The following is a 17,107-nucleotide window of genomic DNA, read 5'->3' as shown; positions in this document are numbered from 1 at the left end:
ATTTTAAACCTGACTAGGGATATTAACCTATATTATTTTACCACATTTCGCTATTTTTCGATATTGAAATTTTAAAAAATCAATGTAATAGGAACAGCTAGCAGGTGAATAAAATAGATGAGGATCATATAAAGGAGTTGTTCCGTTTGGCTGATTACTTACAAAGTGCTGCATTTGAACATCAATTCTGGCTGCAAGTACTGAGGGATCATTCAAGATTTATTCACGATTCACTTTATCCGTCTAAAAAACAGGATATTGAAACAGCGAACCATTTTATCCATCATTTCGACCACCTTCTGAATCAATCCCGATCACTCAATGAAACAAATGCTATTTCGTTGGCAGAAGCTGCTGAGGATGCCGCTGAACAGTTAAAAGAATTTAAGCTATCGATTATTAGACGTCACTTGACCAGCAATTTCGGGATTCACCTTACCCCCACCTTTATCAATCACATGGTTAATGAATTAGAGGAATACCAGCTTGTCTTACGTTATCTGAAGAAAGGGGAAATCCCGCCAATTTTTCACGAATTGCATCATCATTTATTATGGCTGATGGATGCCTCTGGTCACGCCGGAGCAATCAATGATCGGATGGACGGGGTGGAAAAAAGGCTGAAGGAAAAAAGTCATACATTTACCAAGCACTTCGATCAATTTTATTTGAAAGCAGTTGATCTAACTGGTTTTCTCCGCGCGAACATCGAAACGTTTCCAGCATTAAAACGATTTAATAGCGATGTAGAAATAGAAATGAATTTATTTCGGACTTTTTTGCATGAATTGGAAGAAATGGAGCTATCTGACCAGGTATTAGGTACATTTTCCGCATTAATGGCCGATCACATGGCGAGGGAGGAGTGCTACTACTTAATTAAACTGGCTGACTCCGCAAACACGGAAACACCTAATTGTGACCCGACAAAGCCAAGGGTGAAGGATCCTGGTTAGGTTTTGAGCAGGTAGACAGGGACAGAGCTGTTCCTGTTTTTTTATCTAGCAAATTGTCAAATTTTTACACTCCAGATAACTGACTGATCATGATGAGCTACGTTGGCAGAATATAATAAGAGCTAATCATGTAGCAAAAAATCGGGAGCACCACCTGCCCTCATCCGAATAATATTCGACAAAATTCAAGGTGTGACTAGACACCTTAAATGTGAAATAATGTAATTTTTGGCTAAATTGCTTAATTCTAAACAGAAAAGTAAAAATCTTTTCATTATAAGGGGTTGTAATTCTAATCCGATAAGTACTACAATAGTATTTAATCATTTGTTGATTAACATGAAACAAAGTTGAATAAATTTTTACAACAAGGAGATAGTGCCATGGAAGAACAGTCAATTCAAATGAATCTTTGTTCGACAAGGAAAGAAAAACCCGATTCCGATCAATTGGAGTTTGGCAAAATTTTTACCGATCATATGTTTATTATGGATTATTCCGATGAGAAAGGCTGGCATGATGCGCGGATCACTCCATATGAACCGCTTCGCCTGGATCCATCGGCGATGATTTTTCATTATGGTCAATCCGTTTTTGAAGGATTAAAAGCATACCTTACTTCGGAGGGCAAGGTGCAATTGTTCCGGCCGGAAAAAAACATGCAGCGGCTAAATCGTTCCAATAACCGTTTGTGTATTCCACCGATCGATGAAGAATTTGCTCTTCAAGCAATCAAACAGCTTGTTGCGGTAGAAAAAGACTGGATCCCAAGGGCTGAAGGGACATCACTATATATTCGTCCATTTATTATTTCAACCGAACCATACCTTGGCGTTGCACCATCAAGTCATTATCAATTTATTGTTATTCTATCACCGGTCGGCGCGTATTACAAAGAAGGTATTAATCCGGTAAAAATTGCTGTAGAAAACCAGTATGTCCGGGCAGTTTTGGGTGGAACAGGTGAAGCAAAGACAGGTGGAAATTATGCTTCCAGTCTAAAGGCGCAGGAAATGGTTGCCGATCAAGGATTCGCCCAGGTATTGTGGCTGGACGGTGTTGAAAAGAAATACATTGAGGAAGTCGGCAGTATGAATGTATTCTTTAAAATCAATGGTGAAGTAGTGACTCCAGCTTTAAACGGCAGTATTCTGGAAGGGGTAACCCGAAATTCAGTTATTAAGCTGTTAAAACATTGGAATGTTCCTATTGTTGAACGAAAAATTTCCATGGAGGAGCTTGCCAAGGCAAATAAGGATGGCACATTGGAAGAAGCATTCGGTGCAGGTACAGCTGCCGTCATTTCGCCAATCGGTCAGCTGACATGGAACGATGAAGATTTTGTCATCAACCACGGAAAGACCGGTAAAATTGCTAAAAGACTGTATGATACATTGACCGGAATCCAGTATGGGAAAGAATCTGATCCATTTGATTGGATTGTTGAGGTTGAGGAAGTGGAGCAGCTGGTTAGATAAGATGGGAGAGACACCTTTATGCAGGTGTCTCTTTTTTAACGCATTTTTTAACGCAATACTTTACCTTTTTTCACTAGCGTTGCAGGAAAATAAAATATAAAAGTCAAGAAATATATTTTATGTGAAATTTGGCAATAATGGCAATTTAACCTTTAAAAGTCATAAAAAAAGCCTTATAATTAGGGTATGGTAGTCCAGTCCAAATCCCTAACTATAAGGAGCTAACATGGACAATAATACCATAAAACATGTATTTAAGGAATACATTCATCCACTGGATACAAAAGTTATACAAAAAATGATTGACCATGCCCAAATCGATAAATATGTAAAAAAGCTTGGTGTACTCACGTTTATCAGAACTTTCATTTATGCTCAGCTGAAAGAATTAAAGAGTCTTGGGCGGATAAGCGATAATGTAAAACGCAAGAAAATGGTACAAAGACTTGTTGGCATAAAGCGTATTAGTAAATCTCAGCTTTCACGAAAGCTGGGTGAAATACCGCCTGAAATTTTTCAGGTTATCCTGCATCATCTGGTTCAAAAATTGCATCAAGAACTCGGTTCCAAGCAAGCAGATAAGGCACTTGGAAAGATACATTTAATCGATTCATCAACGATCTCGATGTGCCTTAGCCAATATGAATGGGCCGTTTTCCGAGAGACAAAAGCTGGAATAAAGCTACATACTTCCGTCAATTTTTGTGATGGTGTTTCTTATCCAAATGACGTGATTCTTACTCCTGCAAAGCCAGCAGATGTCACACAGTTAGACCCATTAATTTTGGGTAAAGATGCGCTTCACGTATTCGACCGCGGCTATTTCGACTTTGGCAAATTTGAGTATTATTGTGCAAACGGAATTCGATTTGTCACCAGAATTAAAGCAAATACGATCGTTCACGTGATAGAGGAACTACCTGTAGATCCATCCTCTGCAATCATTCGTGATGCGATGGTGAAAATCGGAAATATGAAACATCCTTTACATTTGGTAGAAACATTGGATAGTAAAGGCAACCTCATTTCGATTGTATGCAATGATGCAAAAGTGAGCGCGCAAGAAATTAGTGACCTCTACCGTACACGTTGGCAAATCGAATTGTTTTTCAAATGGATAAAGCAGCATTTGGTCTTGATAAAATTTTACGGACAAAGCGAAAATGCCGTATTCAACCAGATTTACATCGCGATGATTACATTCTGCTTAAATCTGTTAATGAAAAACAAATTAGGATATAAAGGTACATTACTGGAAATGTTCAATTGGGTAAGTGATTTTTGGTCTAAAAGTCTTTCGAGCTTCATAAAAGAACTTTTCAAAAAACCGGATCGAACATCCAACGGACGCCGAAAGATGCAGCATCAGCGAATATTTGAAGAAACCTTAGCACAATATGAATCAGGAGATGTTTTACATTTAGATGATCTAACGTACGATCCACTCGTTTAAATAACTAATGAATTCCAAAAAATGGATGAAGGACTACCTTTATAGCCCTATTATCTTTTTTTCTCTGATTCACGAAGAAGGTGAGACTGAATATTCTTTATAATTGATAAATGTAAATAAGTTACAAATCAAAATGGTTGACTAGATCTTTTATTTTTTATGCAACGCTAGTGACCTTTTTTGTATTAATTAAGCCAAAATCTAATTTTCCGTTGGTTCTTTGGGGATTTTTATAATTGCCTGTTCGTATAATAAATTCCGTTTTTCCTGACACTTTACATGTAAATGGTGAGAGTCATGATCGTCAAATGAATACTTTTGACACTACCTAAACGAAATATCCCTGCCAAAAGCAAAAAAGCTGCTAGTCCAAAATGTGCTGCTTTACACATCTGGACTACCAGCTTTTATCTTTATTTCATTTGATCATTCCTACTTCCGGAAATCCGTCACTGCACCTTTAGATGAGCACGAAACATTATGGGCATACTTCCCTAGAATACCTTTTTTGTACAATGGCGGGGCGACCCAGTCTTGTTTACGACGTTTCATCTCCTCATCGGAAACATCCATGGAGATTTCCTTCTTCTCCGAATCAATCGTTACCAGATCCCCTTCTTTTACAAAGGCAATTGGGCCGCCATCCTGGGCTTCTGGTGAAATATGCCCGACAACAAGGCCATGAGTACCTCCAGAGAATCTGCCATCAGTTAATAGTGCCACTTTTTCGTCCATACCCTTGCCGACAATAATGCTGGAGATCGACAACATCTCTGGCATGCCCGGGCCGCCTTTTGGACCAACATAACGAATGATAATGACATCGCCATCATTGATTTCATTATTCATAACCGCAGCCGTTGCTTCCTTTTCTGTATCAAATACCCGGGCAGGGCCAGTATGCCGCTTCACTTTGACACCGGATACTTTGGCAACAGCCCCGGTTGGTGAAAGATTGCCTTTTAAAACAATTAATGGGCCGTCTGCACGTTTCGGATTATCAAATGGCATGATGATATCTTGTCCTTCTGTTAAAGAAGGCGCATCTGCCAAATTCTCAGCAACCGTTTTTCCGGTGACCGTTAAACAGTCCCCGTGCAGATAGCCTGCTTCATAAAGCAGTTTCATGACAGCCTGTACACCTCCAACACGATGAAGATCCTGCATGACATATTTACCGCTAGGCTTTAAATCAGCAAGATGTGGCACTTTTTCCTGCATCCGGTTAAAATCGTCAATGCTCAAATCTACTTCTACCGCATGTGCAATAGCGAGCAGATGCAGGATCGCATTTGTTGATCCACCGAGTGCCATTACAACTGTTATCGCATTTTCAAACGCTTCTTTTGTCATGATGTCTTTTGGATAAATTCTCTTTTCCAGCAAATGATAAACAGCCTCACCCGCTGTTATACAATCCTTTGCCTTTTCGGGTGATTCTGCCGGATTGGACGAACTTCCCGGCAAACTCATGCCGATGGCTTCCATAGCGGATGCCATCGTATTCGCTGTATACATTCCACCGCATGCACCGGCACCAGGGCAGGCATGACATTCAATTCCTCTTAGTTCATTATCGTTAATATCTCCGTTATTATGTTTTCCCACTCCTTCAAAAACCGATACAATATCAATATCTTTTCCCTTGTAAGATCCCGGAGCAATCGTACCACCGTACACAAACACTGCAGGAACTTCCGCATTTGCAATGGCAATCATGCAACCGGGGATATTTTTATCACAAGCACCGATAGCAACGAGCCCATCTAAATTTTCCGCTCCCACGACGGTTTCAATCGAGTCCGCGATAACATCACGGCTTGGCAACGAATAGCGCATCCCTTGTGTCCCCATCGAAATCCCGTCGGAAACGGTAATCGAATTGAAAACAAGTGGGACACCACCTGCTGCTCTTGCGCCTTTTTTTGCATTAATCGCTAAATCATCAAGATGGATATTGCAGGGTGTTACCTCACTCCAAGTACTGGCAACCCCAATCATTGGTTTTTTAAAATCCTCATCTGAAACTCCAACAGCACGCAACATTGCACGGTTGGGTGCTTTCATTGCTCCTTCACTGAATACGTTGCTATTGATACGTAAATCTTTTTTCATGTTGTTACACCCTTTCCTAAGCTATTTCAATATAAAAAATCAAGCAGTTTTATCGCTATTTATCGGTCGCTCTGTATCATCGCTATTCTTACCCCACCATGTTGCCAAAACGGGACCCGAAATGTTGTGCCATACACTGAAAATCGCACTCGGAACTGCTGCAATTGGCGAAAAGTGGGTCAATGCCAAAGTAGAGCCAAGCCCTGAATTTTGCATCCCGACTTCGATCGAAACTGCTTTTTGATCGCGAAAATTCAGTCTCAAAGCTTTTGCCAAAAGGAAACCGAGCGCAAGCCCTAACACATTATGTAAAACGACAATGGCGAAAATCAGTAAACCCTCTTTGACAATATTTTCTGTATTAACGGCAACAACCGCAGATGCAACCGCGACAATCCCAACTACGGAGACAAGTGGTAAAGCTGCAACACTTTTTTCCACTTGTTTTTGGAATAATAACCGCATCACAATTCCTAATACAATTGGAATCAGCACAATTTTCACGATCGACATGAACATACTTCCCGCTGATACAGGAAGCCATTTACTTGCCAAAAGCAATGTCAGTGCCGGGGTCAAAATGGGTGCCAGTAATGTAGATATAGCTGTTACCGATACAGACAGGGCAGTATTTCCCTTTGCCAAAAAAGTCATCACATTAGAGGCGGTACCACCAGGGCAGCATCCTACCAATATAACCCCAACTGCCACTTCTGGAGGCAATTGAAAAATGGTAGCGAGTCCATAAGCCAACAGCGGCATAACGATGAACTGTGCCAATACTGCAATAAAGACACTTCTTGGGGCCTGAAAAACTGCTTTAAAATCGCTTAATGAAAGGGTTAATCCCATCCCAAACATAATAACCCCGAGAAGCAGTGAGATATGCGGTTCAATCCAGGTAAATCCACCTGGTAAAAAGAAACTTAAAACAGCAAACAAAATGACCCATAGTGCAAATGTACTCCCAGCAAAATTACTGATTTTCTCTAATGTTTTCAACCTTTTCCCTCCTTTAATTCTCTCTATTATAATTTAATTTCTCAATATTTCAATAGAATAGTAATATTTTGATTACCCATTTCATTAAAAAAATACATTACGACAGCGCTTACTTTACTAGTGTTACTTGACTTTACCTGAATAAAAAATTTGGCTTTGCTCTCGTATCATTCTATTCTTTTTTGGGAAAATAATCCTACCACGCTTTTTAGGAGGTAAACCATGTACAACAAAATCGTTCAAAGTACTAGTCACAGGGAGGACCCTCTGCCTAAAGGTCCCTGGGTCATGATGCAAAAGTGGGATGACTTGTTATTCCTGCACTGGCCAGTACCGAAAAACGTAATGGAAGATCTTATCCCGCCTGAACTAGAATTGGATACCTATGATAAAGATGCATGGATTACCATCATTCCGTTTAAGGTGAGCAGAATGCGATTGCGTAATATGCCGCAAATCCCCTATTTTCGTTCCTACCTGGAATTGAACGTTCGAACGTATGTAAAACGTAATGGAATGAAGGGCGTATATTTTTTCAGTTTGGATGCAAACAAAGTACACGCCGTCCTCGGAGCAAGAATGGCAACATTGCCTTATTTTTATGCAAACATGGACATGAGGAAAAGCGGGGATACTTTTCGGTTTAACAGTCGCCGTATCGGGGAAGAGTCTGCTGTTTTTAACGTGAGCTATCGTCCGGTTGGCGAGCCATTTACCCCGCAAAAAGACAGCCTGAATGATTGGTTACTGGAGCGTTATTATCTTTGGACGTACAAATTTGGCTCCCTGTTCCGAGCAGGGATCCATCATAGACGATGGGAAATACAGCAAGCAGAAGCCGTTATAGAGCATCAGCTAGTAACACCTTGCATACCTGCGAGCGTATTGGAAAAACAGCCTATCAAACAATATGCTTCTTCCAAAATTGCGTTATTTTGGATGGTAAGGAAGGAGGTATAAGAGGCAGTGACCCTTTCTTTCCTGCTCGTATCCTACGTATTCAAGGTAAAGCAACTGTACTCATCCGGTTTCATAATACTGCCCCCTGTTTAAAGCGGTGTAATTGAAATTAACTAATCACTCATTGGCTTTTCAAGAAATTAAACTGCACAGTCCCGCTATCACTGTCATATAGTTCTAAAGTGATCCCCTGCATCATATAATCAACAGGCAAACAAAAACGATGATTGGAAGATAAAATCAATCATCCGACAAGGAGGATAACATGATGCCAAGCGGAACACATCATACTGAATTGGATATTCCAATTGAACATGTCTGGACATTTGTGAGCGATATGAATAAATGGGCTCCATTAGTTCCAGGGTATGTAGAACACAACATTTTACACGAACGACAATCAACATGGAAATTTAAAGGTGATGTCGGTATCGTTCAAAAAACAGTCCACCTGCAAATTGACATCACAGAATGGCACGAACCGACAAAAGTAACATTTAATTTAACAGGCTTAACCGAAAACGTTAAGGGCGGCGGGTACTTTGAAGCAAAAGCGTTAGGCCAGAACAGAACCAAAATAACTAGTTATCTCGGTGTCTCCGCAAAAGGCATGATGGGACCTGTTATCAATTCTGTTTTGAAATCATTCGTTCCTAAAACTACAAAGCAATTAACGGAGGCAATTGCTGAAAAGGTGGTTAGACGGCAGGCTGTATCTGTATGAATACGAGAAGCACAAAAGCACGGATCACTAATCAAAACAGCGAACTGTGCTTTTGTACTGTCCTAATCAATAAAACACCAGAAATCCCCATCCCTTATTTCCCTTTAGCATTCACCCGCATAAGTTTCAAATTTAACCTCGAAGAATTAATGCCGCATTTTTCCCCAAAAATACGGCGTTAATTTTACCTGCATGCAAGTTCAACGGTGAACAATCCCTATTAATCACGGATAAAAGAAAAACCTATCACAATGTATTACAATTTACTATCACTTTTACAAGTTTAAATAATTAATTTTTATCACAAAAAGGTGTGCCATTAAAAATGTAGAGGATAGATGAGGAATTGATCTTATCCTCTTCCGTATAGTTGCATTGTTAACGTAAGGGGCCTGATACAGCTATACAATACAATCTGGAGGTGTTCAAAATGACGAAAAAGCTTTCGTCTACGATGGTCGAACAGCTTGGTAATTGGGCCAATGATGTTCGCTATGAAGATCTTTCGGAACAAGCGGTAAAAGCGCTGAAAGCCCGAGTACTTGATTCAATCGGCTGTGCAATCGGTGCATTGGCTAGCGAACCAGTTGAAGCGATTCATCAAATGACAAAAACAATAGGTGGCGAACCAATTGTCACGTTAATCGGTGGTGGAAAAACGACCCCCGACTATGCAACGTTCCATAACGGTGCGGCAGTTCGTTACCTGGATTTTAATGACTCTTATTTAGCAAAGGATGAAACATGTCATCCCTCAGATAATATTGCAGCAGTACTGGCAGCAAGTGAATATGCCAAAGCAAGTGGACGTGACTTACTCTTGGCATTAGCCATCGCCTATCAAGTACAAAGCCGCTTATCAGACGTAGCGCCGGTTCGAAACCACGGTTTTGACCATACCGTCCAAGGTGCATATGGTGCAGCAGCTGGAGCAGCACGGGCGATGGGCCTAACTAATGCACAAATCGCTAATGCTGTGGCGATCGCAGGAACTAGCTATAATTCACTACGGGTTACCAGAACTGGTGAGCTTTCAAACTGGAAAGGACTCGCATTCCCTAATACCGCAATGGGTGCCGTTCATGCAACCTTACTTGCCAGCTTCGGTATCACAGGTCCGCGTGAAATTTTTGAAGGGATTGAACTACCCACCGCTTAACAAAGATCGTTTGAAGCGGGGGATTCTGAAATAATCAGACGTACACTGCTGTACGACCGCTTTCCGTTCAACTAGAAAGCGGCTTTTCTGCTTTTTAATTTCGACAAACGTTTTTGTTCCAGAGCAAAGGATGTTCAGCTAAGAGCGCCACGTCCTGTGGCAACGCTGAATTAACCCACGTCTAGCGGGCCAAGAGCACCCGAAACAAAGAATTCACCTGTTTTGTGAAACCTGTCTACATCAAAAAGCTCTGCAAGATAGAAGGCATGTGTATGCACTTTCTTCAGGTGGTTGGAAACGTACCTCCACTGCGCCCAATGATGCGCACCTATCATCTTCTCCGGTAATAGTGCACGCAACACTGGTGGAAGTTTTTCACGAAATCCCATTGCTCTTCTGGCAATTACATAGATTGCCGCCTGGTGAATGGATATCCCGAATCGTTTCATGTATTTCATTTTGCCAATTTGGCTGGTGTAGGCTGGGTTAATCTCATATACAGTCACCCCTATTTTCTCTGCTCTGGATTTAATGGCGGCGATCATTTTCTTATAAGCAAACATGGCCATTTTCCGGTTTGCCTTTTTATTGCCATACGGATTCGATACGTTGGAAGTGGTCGTATTGATTCTTTCCAAAGCAATTGGCTTGTTCGCTTTCAGGGCAATAGCTACAACTCCAATCGCTTCAGCTTCGATGATCTTGGTAATTTGCCCTGACGTTTTGCCTTCCAGCTTAAATGGTAATGTGCAGGATGAAAGCAACTGGCCTTTTGCATTGATGTTGGCAATGGCGAAATGATCGACATTACAATCTACGCCAATGACCCCATCGAATTTCGAATAGTTTGTTTGTGAATTGGTTTCAACATCAATCATACATTTGACTATATAGTAATCACCATTATCTTCAAGGGACCAGGCAATCGGTTTTCCATACTTTTTCTTATTTTTGCAGTTCTGTTGGGTTTGGATGGCAGATGCCACTTTTTCCTGGCCATATGGGAAATGAACTTGTTCCATGTTAATGAAAACCCCACTTGGTGTTTTGAAATGGATCTGTTTATTTTCTATATCATAATTGAACACAAAATTACCATTCGCAGCATCTTTCCGTCCAGATAGAATCATTTTATGGTAGCGAGATTGTTGCCATTCCTCCAGCCAAGCGTCATGATTGTCTATGTAGAAATCCCTCGTATGTTGCGATTTGAATCGCTTTTTTGAACCAAATACAACACTTGAAATATAGGTACGTAACTGTTTTAATTCCTCTTCTTTCCGGTTCAGCCTTGACGTCAGAAAGCCAATTCTTGTTTTACGTTGTTGTATCGTTGGATCAAGATACGTATGTTCAAATTGATACGCATGATAATAGATGTCTGTCTTCTTTTTATAGCTTACGACAAAGTAATTGCCTTGTTTTTGTTCTCTTGCATGCTTAGGAAATTTAGGTTTGTCTTTGATGAAGGATGTTTTGATTTTTCTTAAGGTGGTTAATCTGGAGCGTTCCTGTTTTAATTTCCGTTTGATGGAACGGATTTGTGCTGACTTATTTTCGATATAGATTTTTTTCAGCTCGTCCAGACTTTTTAATTGGGCCTTGGCAGCTTGAACAGCACTGTTGGCGTAATAATCGTTCAATTGATATTTTTCCTTGACGTGTAAATGGATCGATTTTTCCCGCCTATTCTGGCCCGAACGCTTTTCCTTTACCAAGGTATTCAATACGAACTGTTTTGCACGGTTGAAGCGGGATAAGCAATCGCGAATAGCTCCAACAACTGAATTGGAAAGTGTATTTTTATAGATTCGATTAGAGAAATATGCCTTTGTGCTCATCCCTTAAAAGCCCCTTTTCTTCCATCTATGCCTATTATCACTCGAATACAAGTTCTTGTCAACTTCAAAAAGTCTCCCTTGGAGAGGCGATTCATCCCCTACCTACTCATTGAGTTTCACCCTATACATTCCTTGAGGAAGGGGTCTTCTCGCCAATGGAAGATAAAAATACTTCCAAATTCCGTTCAACTACTTTTGTAAAAGGCAAAAATAGTACGAGAATTAAAATAATTGTTAATCCAATAATCATGAAACGTATCCCCGTATCCCCTTTTACTTTTATCTCTCTTAAAGAACGAAAATGAAATTCCTCTATTATATATATCATATTACTTTCCTATTCATGAAGGCAATAGATTAAGCATAAAACAACAGCTCTCCTCCAAAGCATACGATTCGCTTTAACTTTCACCATTTTTAAATTAATATAGTGATAATCTACCAGGCTACCTACGAAAAGGAGGCGAACCTTATGCTGGAACTGCTCTTTATAATGTTTGAACGATTAGGAATCATTGTCACTGCGGCGTTTCTGCTGACCCGGTTTCACTTTTTCCAGGATATGATACACCGCGACGGGCTTAGCAGAAACCAGAAGTATATCGCAATATTGTTCTTTGGCCTATTTGGTATCGTTGGTACCTATTTCGGTGTTGCATTTGATACTGAAACACATCGTGTTAATAGTTTTGCACTTGATCTTGCTTCTGACGAGGCAATTGCCAATTCCCGGGTAATCGGTATTGTCATTGCTGGTCTGCTTGGCGGCTACAAAGTCGGGATTGGAGCCGGCCTTGTTGCTGGGATTCATCGCATGTACCTTGGCGGATTTACTGCATTCGCGTGCGGGGTTGCAACAATTCTTTCCGGTTTTATTGCAGGGGCATTCCGTGAAAAGGGAAAACATGTAAAGCTACTTGTTGCATTTGGGATCGGTGCACTAGCAGAGACGCTTCAGATGGCAGTCATCCTCGTTTTAGCAAAACCATTTGATAAGGCACTGTTACTTGTTGATGTTATTGGGATCCCGATGATTCTCGCCAACGGAATTGGTTCGGCGATTTTCCTCCTGATCATTCAAAATGTCGTGAACGAAAAAGAAAAGGCAAGTGCCCAACAAGCGCAAAAAACGTTGCGTATTGCCGAGCAAACACTTGGTTATTTAAGAAAAGGGATGAATAATCAATCCGCACGGGCCGTATGTGACATATTATATCGTGAAATTCAACCCGGTGCAGTCGCGATAACGAATAAATCAACTATTTTGGCCCACGTTGGATTGGCCAGTGATCATCACATTGCAGGTAGTCCATTACGAACAGACATTACCAAGGAGGCTATCCGAAGTGGTGAACTGCTTATTGCAAATGGGGATGTCATACATTGTTCCGTAGCTGATTGCCCACTTGGCGCTGCAATTATAGCCCCATTAAAACAGCGTGAGGAAACAATCGGAACGCTTAAATTATATTTTAAATCAGAAAAGGAAATGACAGATGCCAGTATTGAGCTCATGTCAGGATTAAGTTCGTTGCTCAGTAATCAATTAGAAATTGCGGAGGCTGATCAAGCATACCAATTAGCCAAAAATGCCGAGATCAAAGCACTCCAGGCACAAATCAGTCCGCACTTTTTATTTAATTCATTAAATGTTATTATTTCCCTGATCCGAATTAATCCGGACAAGGCACGAAAATTGTTAGTGTCACTTTCCCATTTTTTACGCAGCAATGTTATGAGCACAACAACAACGATGGTGTCATTAGAGCAGGAACTGAAACAGGTACAGGCCTATTTGGAAATTGAAGAAGCCCGGTTTGTCGATAGACTTCAGATAAAATATGATGTAGATAGCCATGTTCTGAACCAAAGATTACCGCCGCTGACATTACAGCCAATCGTGGAAAACGCCATTAAACATGGAATCAAGGATCTGGAACAGGATGCTGTCGTCCACATTTCGCTGCAGGAAGAAAATGAAACAATACATATTTCCGTAAAAGACAATGGAAAAGGAATGACCCCGGAGCGAATTACTAAACTAGGCAAAGAAAAAATAACATCCGAAACTGGGACAGGCGTAGGATTATACAATGTTAACCGCCGACTAGTAATGACATTCGGAGAAAAAGCCGGGATTAAGATTAACAGTTCGTATGGGCATGGGACCAAGGTCTCCTTCCAGATACCCAAGAGAAGGTGAAGTCATGAAACAGATCCAAGTACTGATTGTAGATGATGAACGTTACGCTCGGGACGAGTTAAAACACTTACTATCTAATTTTGCTTCCATACAGGTGGTAGGCGAAGCAGATTCCGGATCCGATGCAGTTTTAAAGGCGCTTCAACTTCAGCCTGATGTTGTATTTTTGGATGTAGAAATGCCCAAGATCAATGGAATGGAGGCTGCCAAATCATTAAGGAAACTGAAAAAGGTGCCATTCATCATTTTCGCTACCGCCTACCCGGAATTTGCAGCAGAGGCATTTCGCCTTGAAGCACTCGATTATTTACTAAAACCATATGACGAAGACCAGTTGAAACAAACCGTTCAACGAATCGAAAACAAATTTCTTCACTCTCAAGAATCTGGCGACACGAAATTTGGAAAGCTTGCCATTGAATCTGAAGGGGAAATTCATTACCTTTTTCCAAAAGAAATTCTCTATATTTATCATGAAAACAAGTTTTCGAAAATCGTTACAAAAAAGGATGCATTTCAAGTGAAAATAACATTAAAAGAGCTGGAAAGTCGCCTAGCTCCCTACTCTTTTTTCCGGATACATAAAAGTTACCTTGTTAATCTGAACTATGTCAGCAGGTTAACACCTTGGTTTAATGGCGCCTATCTGCTTGAACTAGACGACAGTGATGAAAAACTATCTGTAAGCCGAAACTATGTAAAAACATTACGCAAACGACTAGAATTATGATTTTAACTAAACATGTTAAGCTTAAATCTTTACACCTTATCCTTAAGATTCCACATGTTATGGCAAAAGTGGCCTTTTTGTGACATTTTCCCTTAAACTTATTGTAAACGAATTCATTCAAGGATTACACGAGGGGGAACGAATATGTACACATTTTTATTTGGGGTTGTTTTATTGATAGTCGGATACTTCACATATGGTAAATTTATAGAAAAGATGTTCGGGGTCAAGGGAGAAAGAAAGACACCTGCCTATACAAGCCGGGATGGTGTTGACTATCTACCAATGAATACACCGAAAAATTCATTGATTCAGTTATTGAATATCGCTGGAGTTGGCCCTATTTTCGGACCAATTATGGGAGCGCTTTATGGTCCGGTTGCCTTCATCTGGATTGTCCTTGGCTGTATTTTTGCAGGTGCAGTTCACGATTATTTAACTGGAATGATCTCGATTCGCAATCGGGGTGCACACCTTCCTGAACTTGCCGGGAAATTTTTGGGCAAATTTATGAAGCATGTTGTAAACGTCTTCACTATATTGCTATTATTGCTGACTGGAACTGTATTTGTAACAGCTCCAGCTGAATTATTGCATAACTTAATGAATGGTTGGGTTGGAATGGGATATTTAATTGGTGCCATTTTCCTTTACTACATTTTGGCAACACTTCTTCCAATCGATAAAATTATTGGACGTTTTTATCCAATCTTTGGTGCATTGTTAATTATTAGTGCGGTTGGTGTTGCAGCTGGGATGGTAATTACCGGAGCACCAATTCCCGAACTGACGCTGACAAATATGCATCCAGATAATGCCCCAATATTTCCATTATTATTCTTGACGATTTCTTGTGGTGCATTGTCCGGATTTCATGCTACACAAACACCGATCATTTCTCGTACAACACAAAGTGAGAAACACGGTCGGAAGATTTTTTACGGCATGATGATCGCCGAAGGTATTATTGCTATGATCTGGGCTGCAGCAGGCATGAGCTTGTTCCATGGTCCAAATGGTTTGAACGAAATCCTTGCTAACGGTGGCCCAGCAGCAGTGGTTAGTGAAGCATCAACATTAATGCTAGGCTCAATCGGTGGAACACTGGCAATTTTAGGGGTTATCGTCCTACCAATCACATCTGGAGATACATCATTCCGAAGTGCTCGAATGATTATTGCTGATTACTTTCAGTTTTCACAAACTAAAATTCCCAGTCGGTTAGTCATTGCTGTACCATTGTTCATCATTTCAATTGCATTGACCCAAATAGATTTCACATTGTTGTGGCGCTATTTCTCATGGGCTAACCAGTCAACAGCAGTAATCGCCCTTTTTGTCGGTTCTATGTATCTCTATATTGCAAAGAAAAACTATTTCGTCTCACTGATCCCAGCAGCTTTTATGCTAATGGCTACAACAACTTATATCTTAAATGCCAGTATTGGATTTGGCTTATCTTTAAAAACGTCTTATATAGGGGCCGCCATTATTTCCATCGTTCTAATCAGTATTTTCTTTTACGCTGCCAATAACACACGGAATAAAAATATTAAACTTGAAGAAGATGTGTCCAATTGGGGGAAGACAGCTTAATAATTTTTATAAACTAAAGCATGCCACTCCCGTATAAAAGGAGTGGCTTGCTTTATTATTCCTTCTTTAGACCTGCTAAATATTACCCGGGAAATAATTAGCAAAGCATGTCTGTTACTGGTGAACTTCGCCGATACCTGATTCCTGTTATTAATCCCTCAAAAGTCGTTAGTATAAATCTTTTCATAGAGCATAAGGATTAGGCTCTATCAAGTTATAAAATTAAACCATCACTCATTTTAATGGTATGATCAGCATAAGCAAGCATTTCTTCGTCATGCGTAACCATTAGGGTAGTAATGTTTAACGTTTTAGTTAAGCTTTGAATTAATGACATAACATCTTTAGATCTTTTTGAATCCAAACTTGCTGTTGGTTCATCTGCAAAAAGAATTGCAGGTTTATGGATAATGGCGCGAGCGATTGCAACTCTTTGTTTTTCCCCGCCAGACAATGAAGGCGGATAGGCATTTCTCCGATGTTCCATTTCTACCGATTCCAAAATTTTATCAATTTCCATTTTTTTATCATGTTTCGTTAATTTGGATTCTGAAACATTCAGCATTAACATGAGTTGCTCTTCTACCGTAAGAAAAGGAACGAGATGTGCAAACTGGAAGACAAAGCCAAATTTACTTGCCCGTATTTTCCGAACTTGTTCTTGATTCATGACATTTAGGTTTTTTCCTTCAAATATAACCTGACCATCTGATGCGGGTTGAAGCCCCGCCGCTATTGTCAACAGTGTACTTTTTCCGGACCCTGAAGCACCCACTAATGCGGTTATCTCACCTTTTTGAAGCGAAAGATTGATTCCTTTTAGTACTTCCTCCCTCACTTCACCATTAGAGAATGACTTTTTCACTTCTTCAATTGTAAAAAATTCCATG

14 protein-coding genes are annotated in these 17,107 nt (G+C 40.3%); 9 read left to right on the top strand and 5 right to left on the bottom strand.

Features of this window, described 5'->3' with window-relative positions; genetic code table 11:
• Positions 1-146: 146 nt before the first annotated feature.
• The 3 genes from CZ382_RS19460 (at position 147) to CZ382_RS19450 (ending at position 3,887) form a co-directional block, all read left to right on the top strand.
• Positions 147-956, top strand: a complete 810-nt coding sequence (locus tag CZ382_RS19460; protein WP_088052809.1) for a DUF2935 domain-containing protein — start codon at positions 147-149, stop codon at positions 954-956.
• 383 nt (positions 957-1,339) lie between these two features.
• Positions 1,340-2,434 carry a branched-chain amino acid aminotransferase gene (locus CZ382_RS19455; protein WP_088052808.1) on the top strand — a complete coding sequence of 365 codons (1,095 nt, stop codon included), beginning with the start codon at positions 1,340-1,342 and terminating at the stop codon, positions 2,432-2,434.
• Between the two features lie 226 nt (positions 2,435-2,660).
• Positions 2,661-3,887 (top strand): IS4 family transposase, encoded by a 1,227-nt coding sequence (locus CZ382_RS19450; RefSeq protein ID WP_088049366.1) that lies wholly within the window; start codon positions 2,661-2,663, stop codon positions 3,885-3,887.
• Positions 3,888-4,319: 432 nt separating this feature from the next.
• Here CZ382_RS19450 and ilvD read toward each other — a convergent pair whose 3' ends face one another.
• The gene (ilvD, locus tag CZ382_RS19445) at positions 4,320-6,002 is read right to left on the bottom strand and encodes a dihydroxy-acid dehydratase (protein WP_088052807.1); all 1,683 of its coding nucleotides are present in this window, start codon (positions 6,000-6,002) and stop codon (positions 4,320-4,322) included.
• A 39-nt stretch (positions 6,003-6,041) separates the two neighbouring features.
• Positions 6,042-7,004, bottom strand: a complete 963-nt coding sequence (locus CZ382_RS19440) for a bile acid:sodium symporter family protein (protein ID WP_088052806.1) — start codon at positions 7,002-7,004, stop codon at positions 6,042-6,044.
• Positions 7,005-7,226: 222 nt separating this feature from the next.
• On the opposite strand from CZ382_RS19440, the gene CZ382_RS19435 reads away from it, so the two are divergent.
• From CZ382_RS19435 to CZ382_RS19425, 3 genes are all read left to right on the top strand, one after another.
• Positions 7,227-7,964 carry a YqjF family protein gene (locus tag CZ382_RS19435; protein WP_088052805.1) on the top strand — a complete coding sequence of 246 codons (738 nt, stop codon included), beginning with the start codon at positions 7,227-7,229 and terminating at the stop codon, positions 7,962-7,964.
• A gap of 265 nt (positions 7,965-8,229) precedes the next feature.
• Positions 8,230-8,688, top strand: a complete 459-nt coding sequence (locus tag CZ382_RS19430; RefSeq protein ID WP_327365870.1) for a CoxG family protein — start codon at positions 8,230-8,232, stop codon at positions 8,686-8,688.
• Between the two features lie 430 nt (positions 8,689-9,118).
• Positions 9,119-9,847: an MmgE/PrpD family protein gene (locus CZ382_RS19425; RefSeq protein WP_088052803.1), complete on the top strand. Its 729-nt coding sequence runs from the start codon at positions 9,119-9,121 to the stop codon at positions 9,845-9,847.
• Between the two features lie 170 nt (positions 9,848-10,017).
• Here CZ382_RS19425 and CZ382_RS19420 read toward each other — a convergent pair whose 3' ends face one another.
• Both CZ382_RS19420 and CZ382_RS24425 read right to left on the bottom strand, forming a co-directional pair.
• Positions 10,018-11,688 (bottom strand): IS200/IS605 family accessory protein TnpB-related protein, encoded by a 1,671-nt coding sequence (locus tag CZ382_RS19420; RefSeq protein WP_235000478.1) that lies wholly within the window; start codon positions 11,686-11,688, stop codon positions 10,018-10,020.
• Positions 11,689-11,809: 121 nt separating this feature from the next.
• Positions 11,810-12,016: a hypothetical protein gene (locus CZ382_RS24425; RefSeq protein ID WP_088052802.1), complete on the bottom strand. Its 207-nt coding sequence runs from the start codon at positions 12,014-12,016 to the stop codon at positions 11,810-11,812.
• A gap of 144 nt (positions 12,017-12,160) precedes the next feature.
• Between CZ382_RS24425 and CZ382_RS19410 the strand changes: the two genes are divergently transcribed.
• The 3 genes from CZ382_RS19410 to CZ382_RS19400 all read left to right on the top strand — a co-directional run bounded on the left by CZ382_RS19410 (position 12,161) and on the right by CZ382_RS19400 (position 16,217).
• On the top strand, positions 12,161-13,891 hold the full coding sequence (locus CZ382_RS19410; RefSeq protein ID WP_088052801.1) for a sensor histidine kinase: 1,731 nt from the start codon (positions 12,161-12,163) through the stop codon (positions 13,889-13,891).
• Between the two features lie 4 nt (positions 13,892-13,895).
• Positions 13,896-14,621 (top strand): LytR/AlgR family response regulator transcription factor, encoded by a 726-nt coding sequence (locus CZ382_RS19405; RefSeq protein ID WP_088052800.1) that lies wholly within the window; start codon positions 13,896-13,898, stop codon positions 14,619-14,621.
• 144 nt (positions 14,622-14,765) lie between these two features.
• A complete protein-coding gene (locus CZ382_RS19400; protein ID WP_088052799.1) occupies positions 14,766-16,217 on the top strand; it encodes a carbon starvation CstA family protein in 1,452 nt (483 codons plus the stop codon).
• 214 nt (positions 16,218-16,431) lie between these two features.
• On the opposite strand, the gene CZ382_RS19395 is transcribed toward CZ382_RS19400, so the two are convergent.
• Positions 16,432-17,106 (bottom strand): ABC transporter ATP-binding protein, encoded by a 675-nt coding sequence (locus tag CZ382_RS19395; RefSeq protein WP_088052798.1) that lies wholly within the window; start codon positions 17,104-17,106, stop codon positions 16,432-16,434.
• Position 17,107 lies beyond the last annotated feature (1 nt).

The organism is Virgibacillus dakarensis, from assembly GCF_900155625.1.
In the GTDB taxonomy this organism is placed as follows: Bacteria; Bacillota; Bacilli; order Bacillales; family Amphibacillaceae; genus Lentibacillus_C; species Lentibacillus_C populi.
The sequence above is the reverse complement of the archived record's forward strand: the minus strand, read 5'-3'. Positions and strand labels throughout refer to the sequence as shown.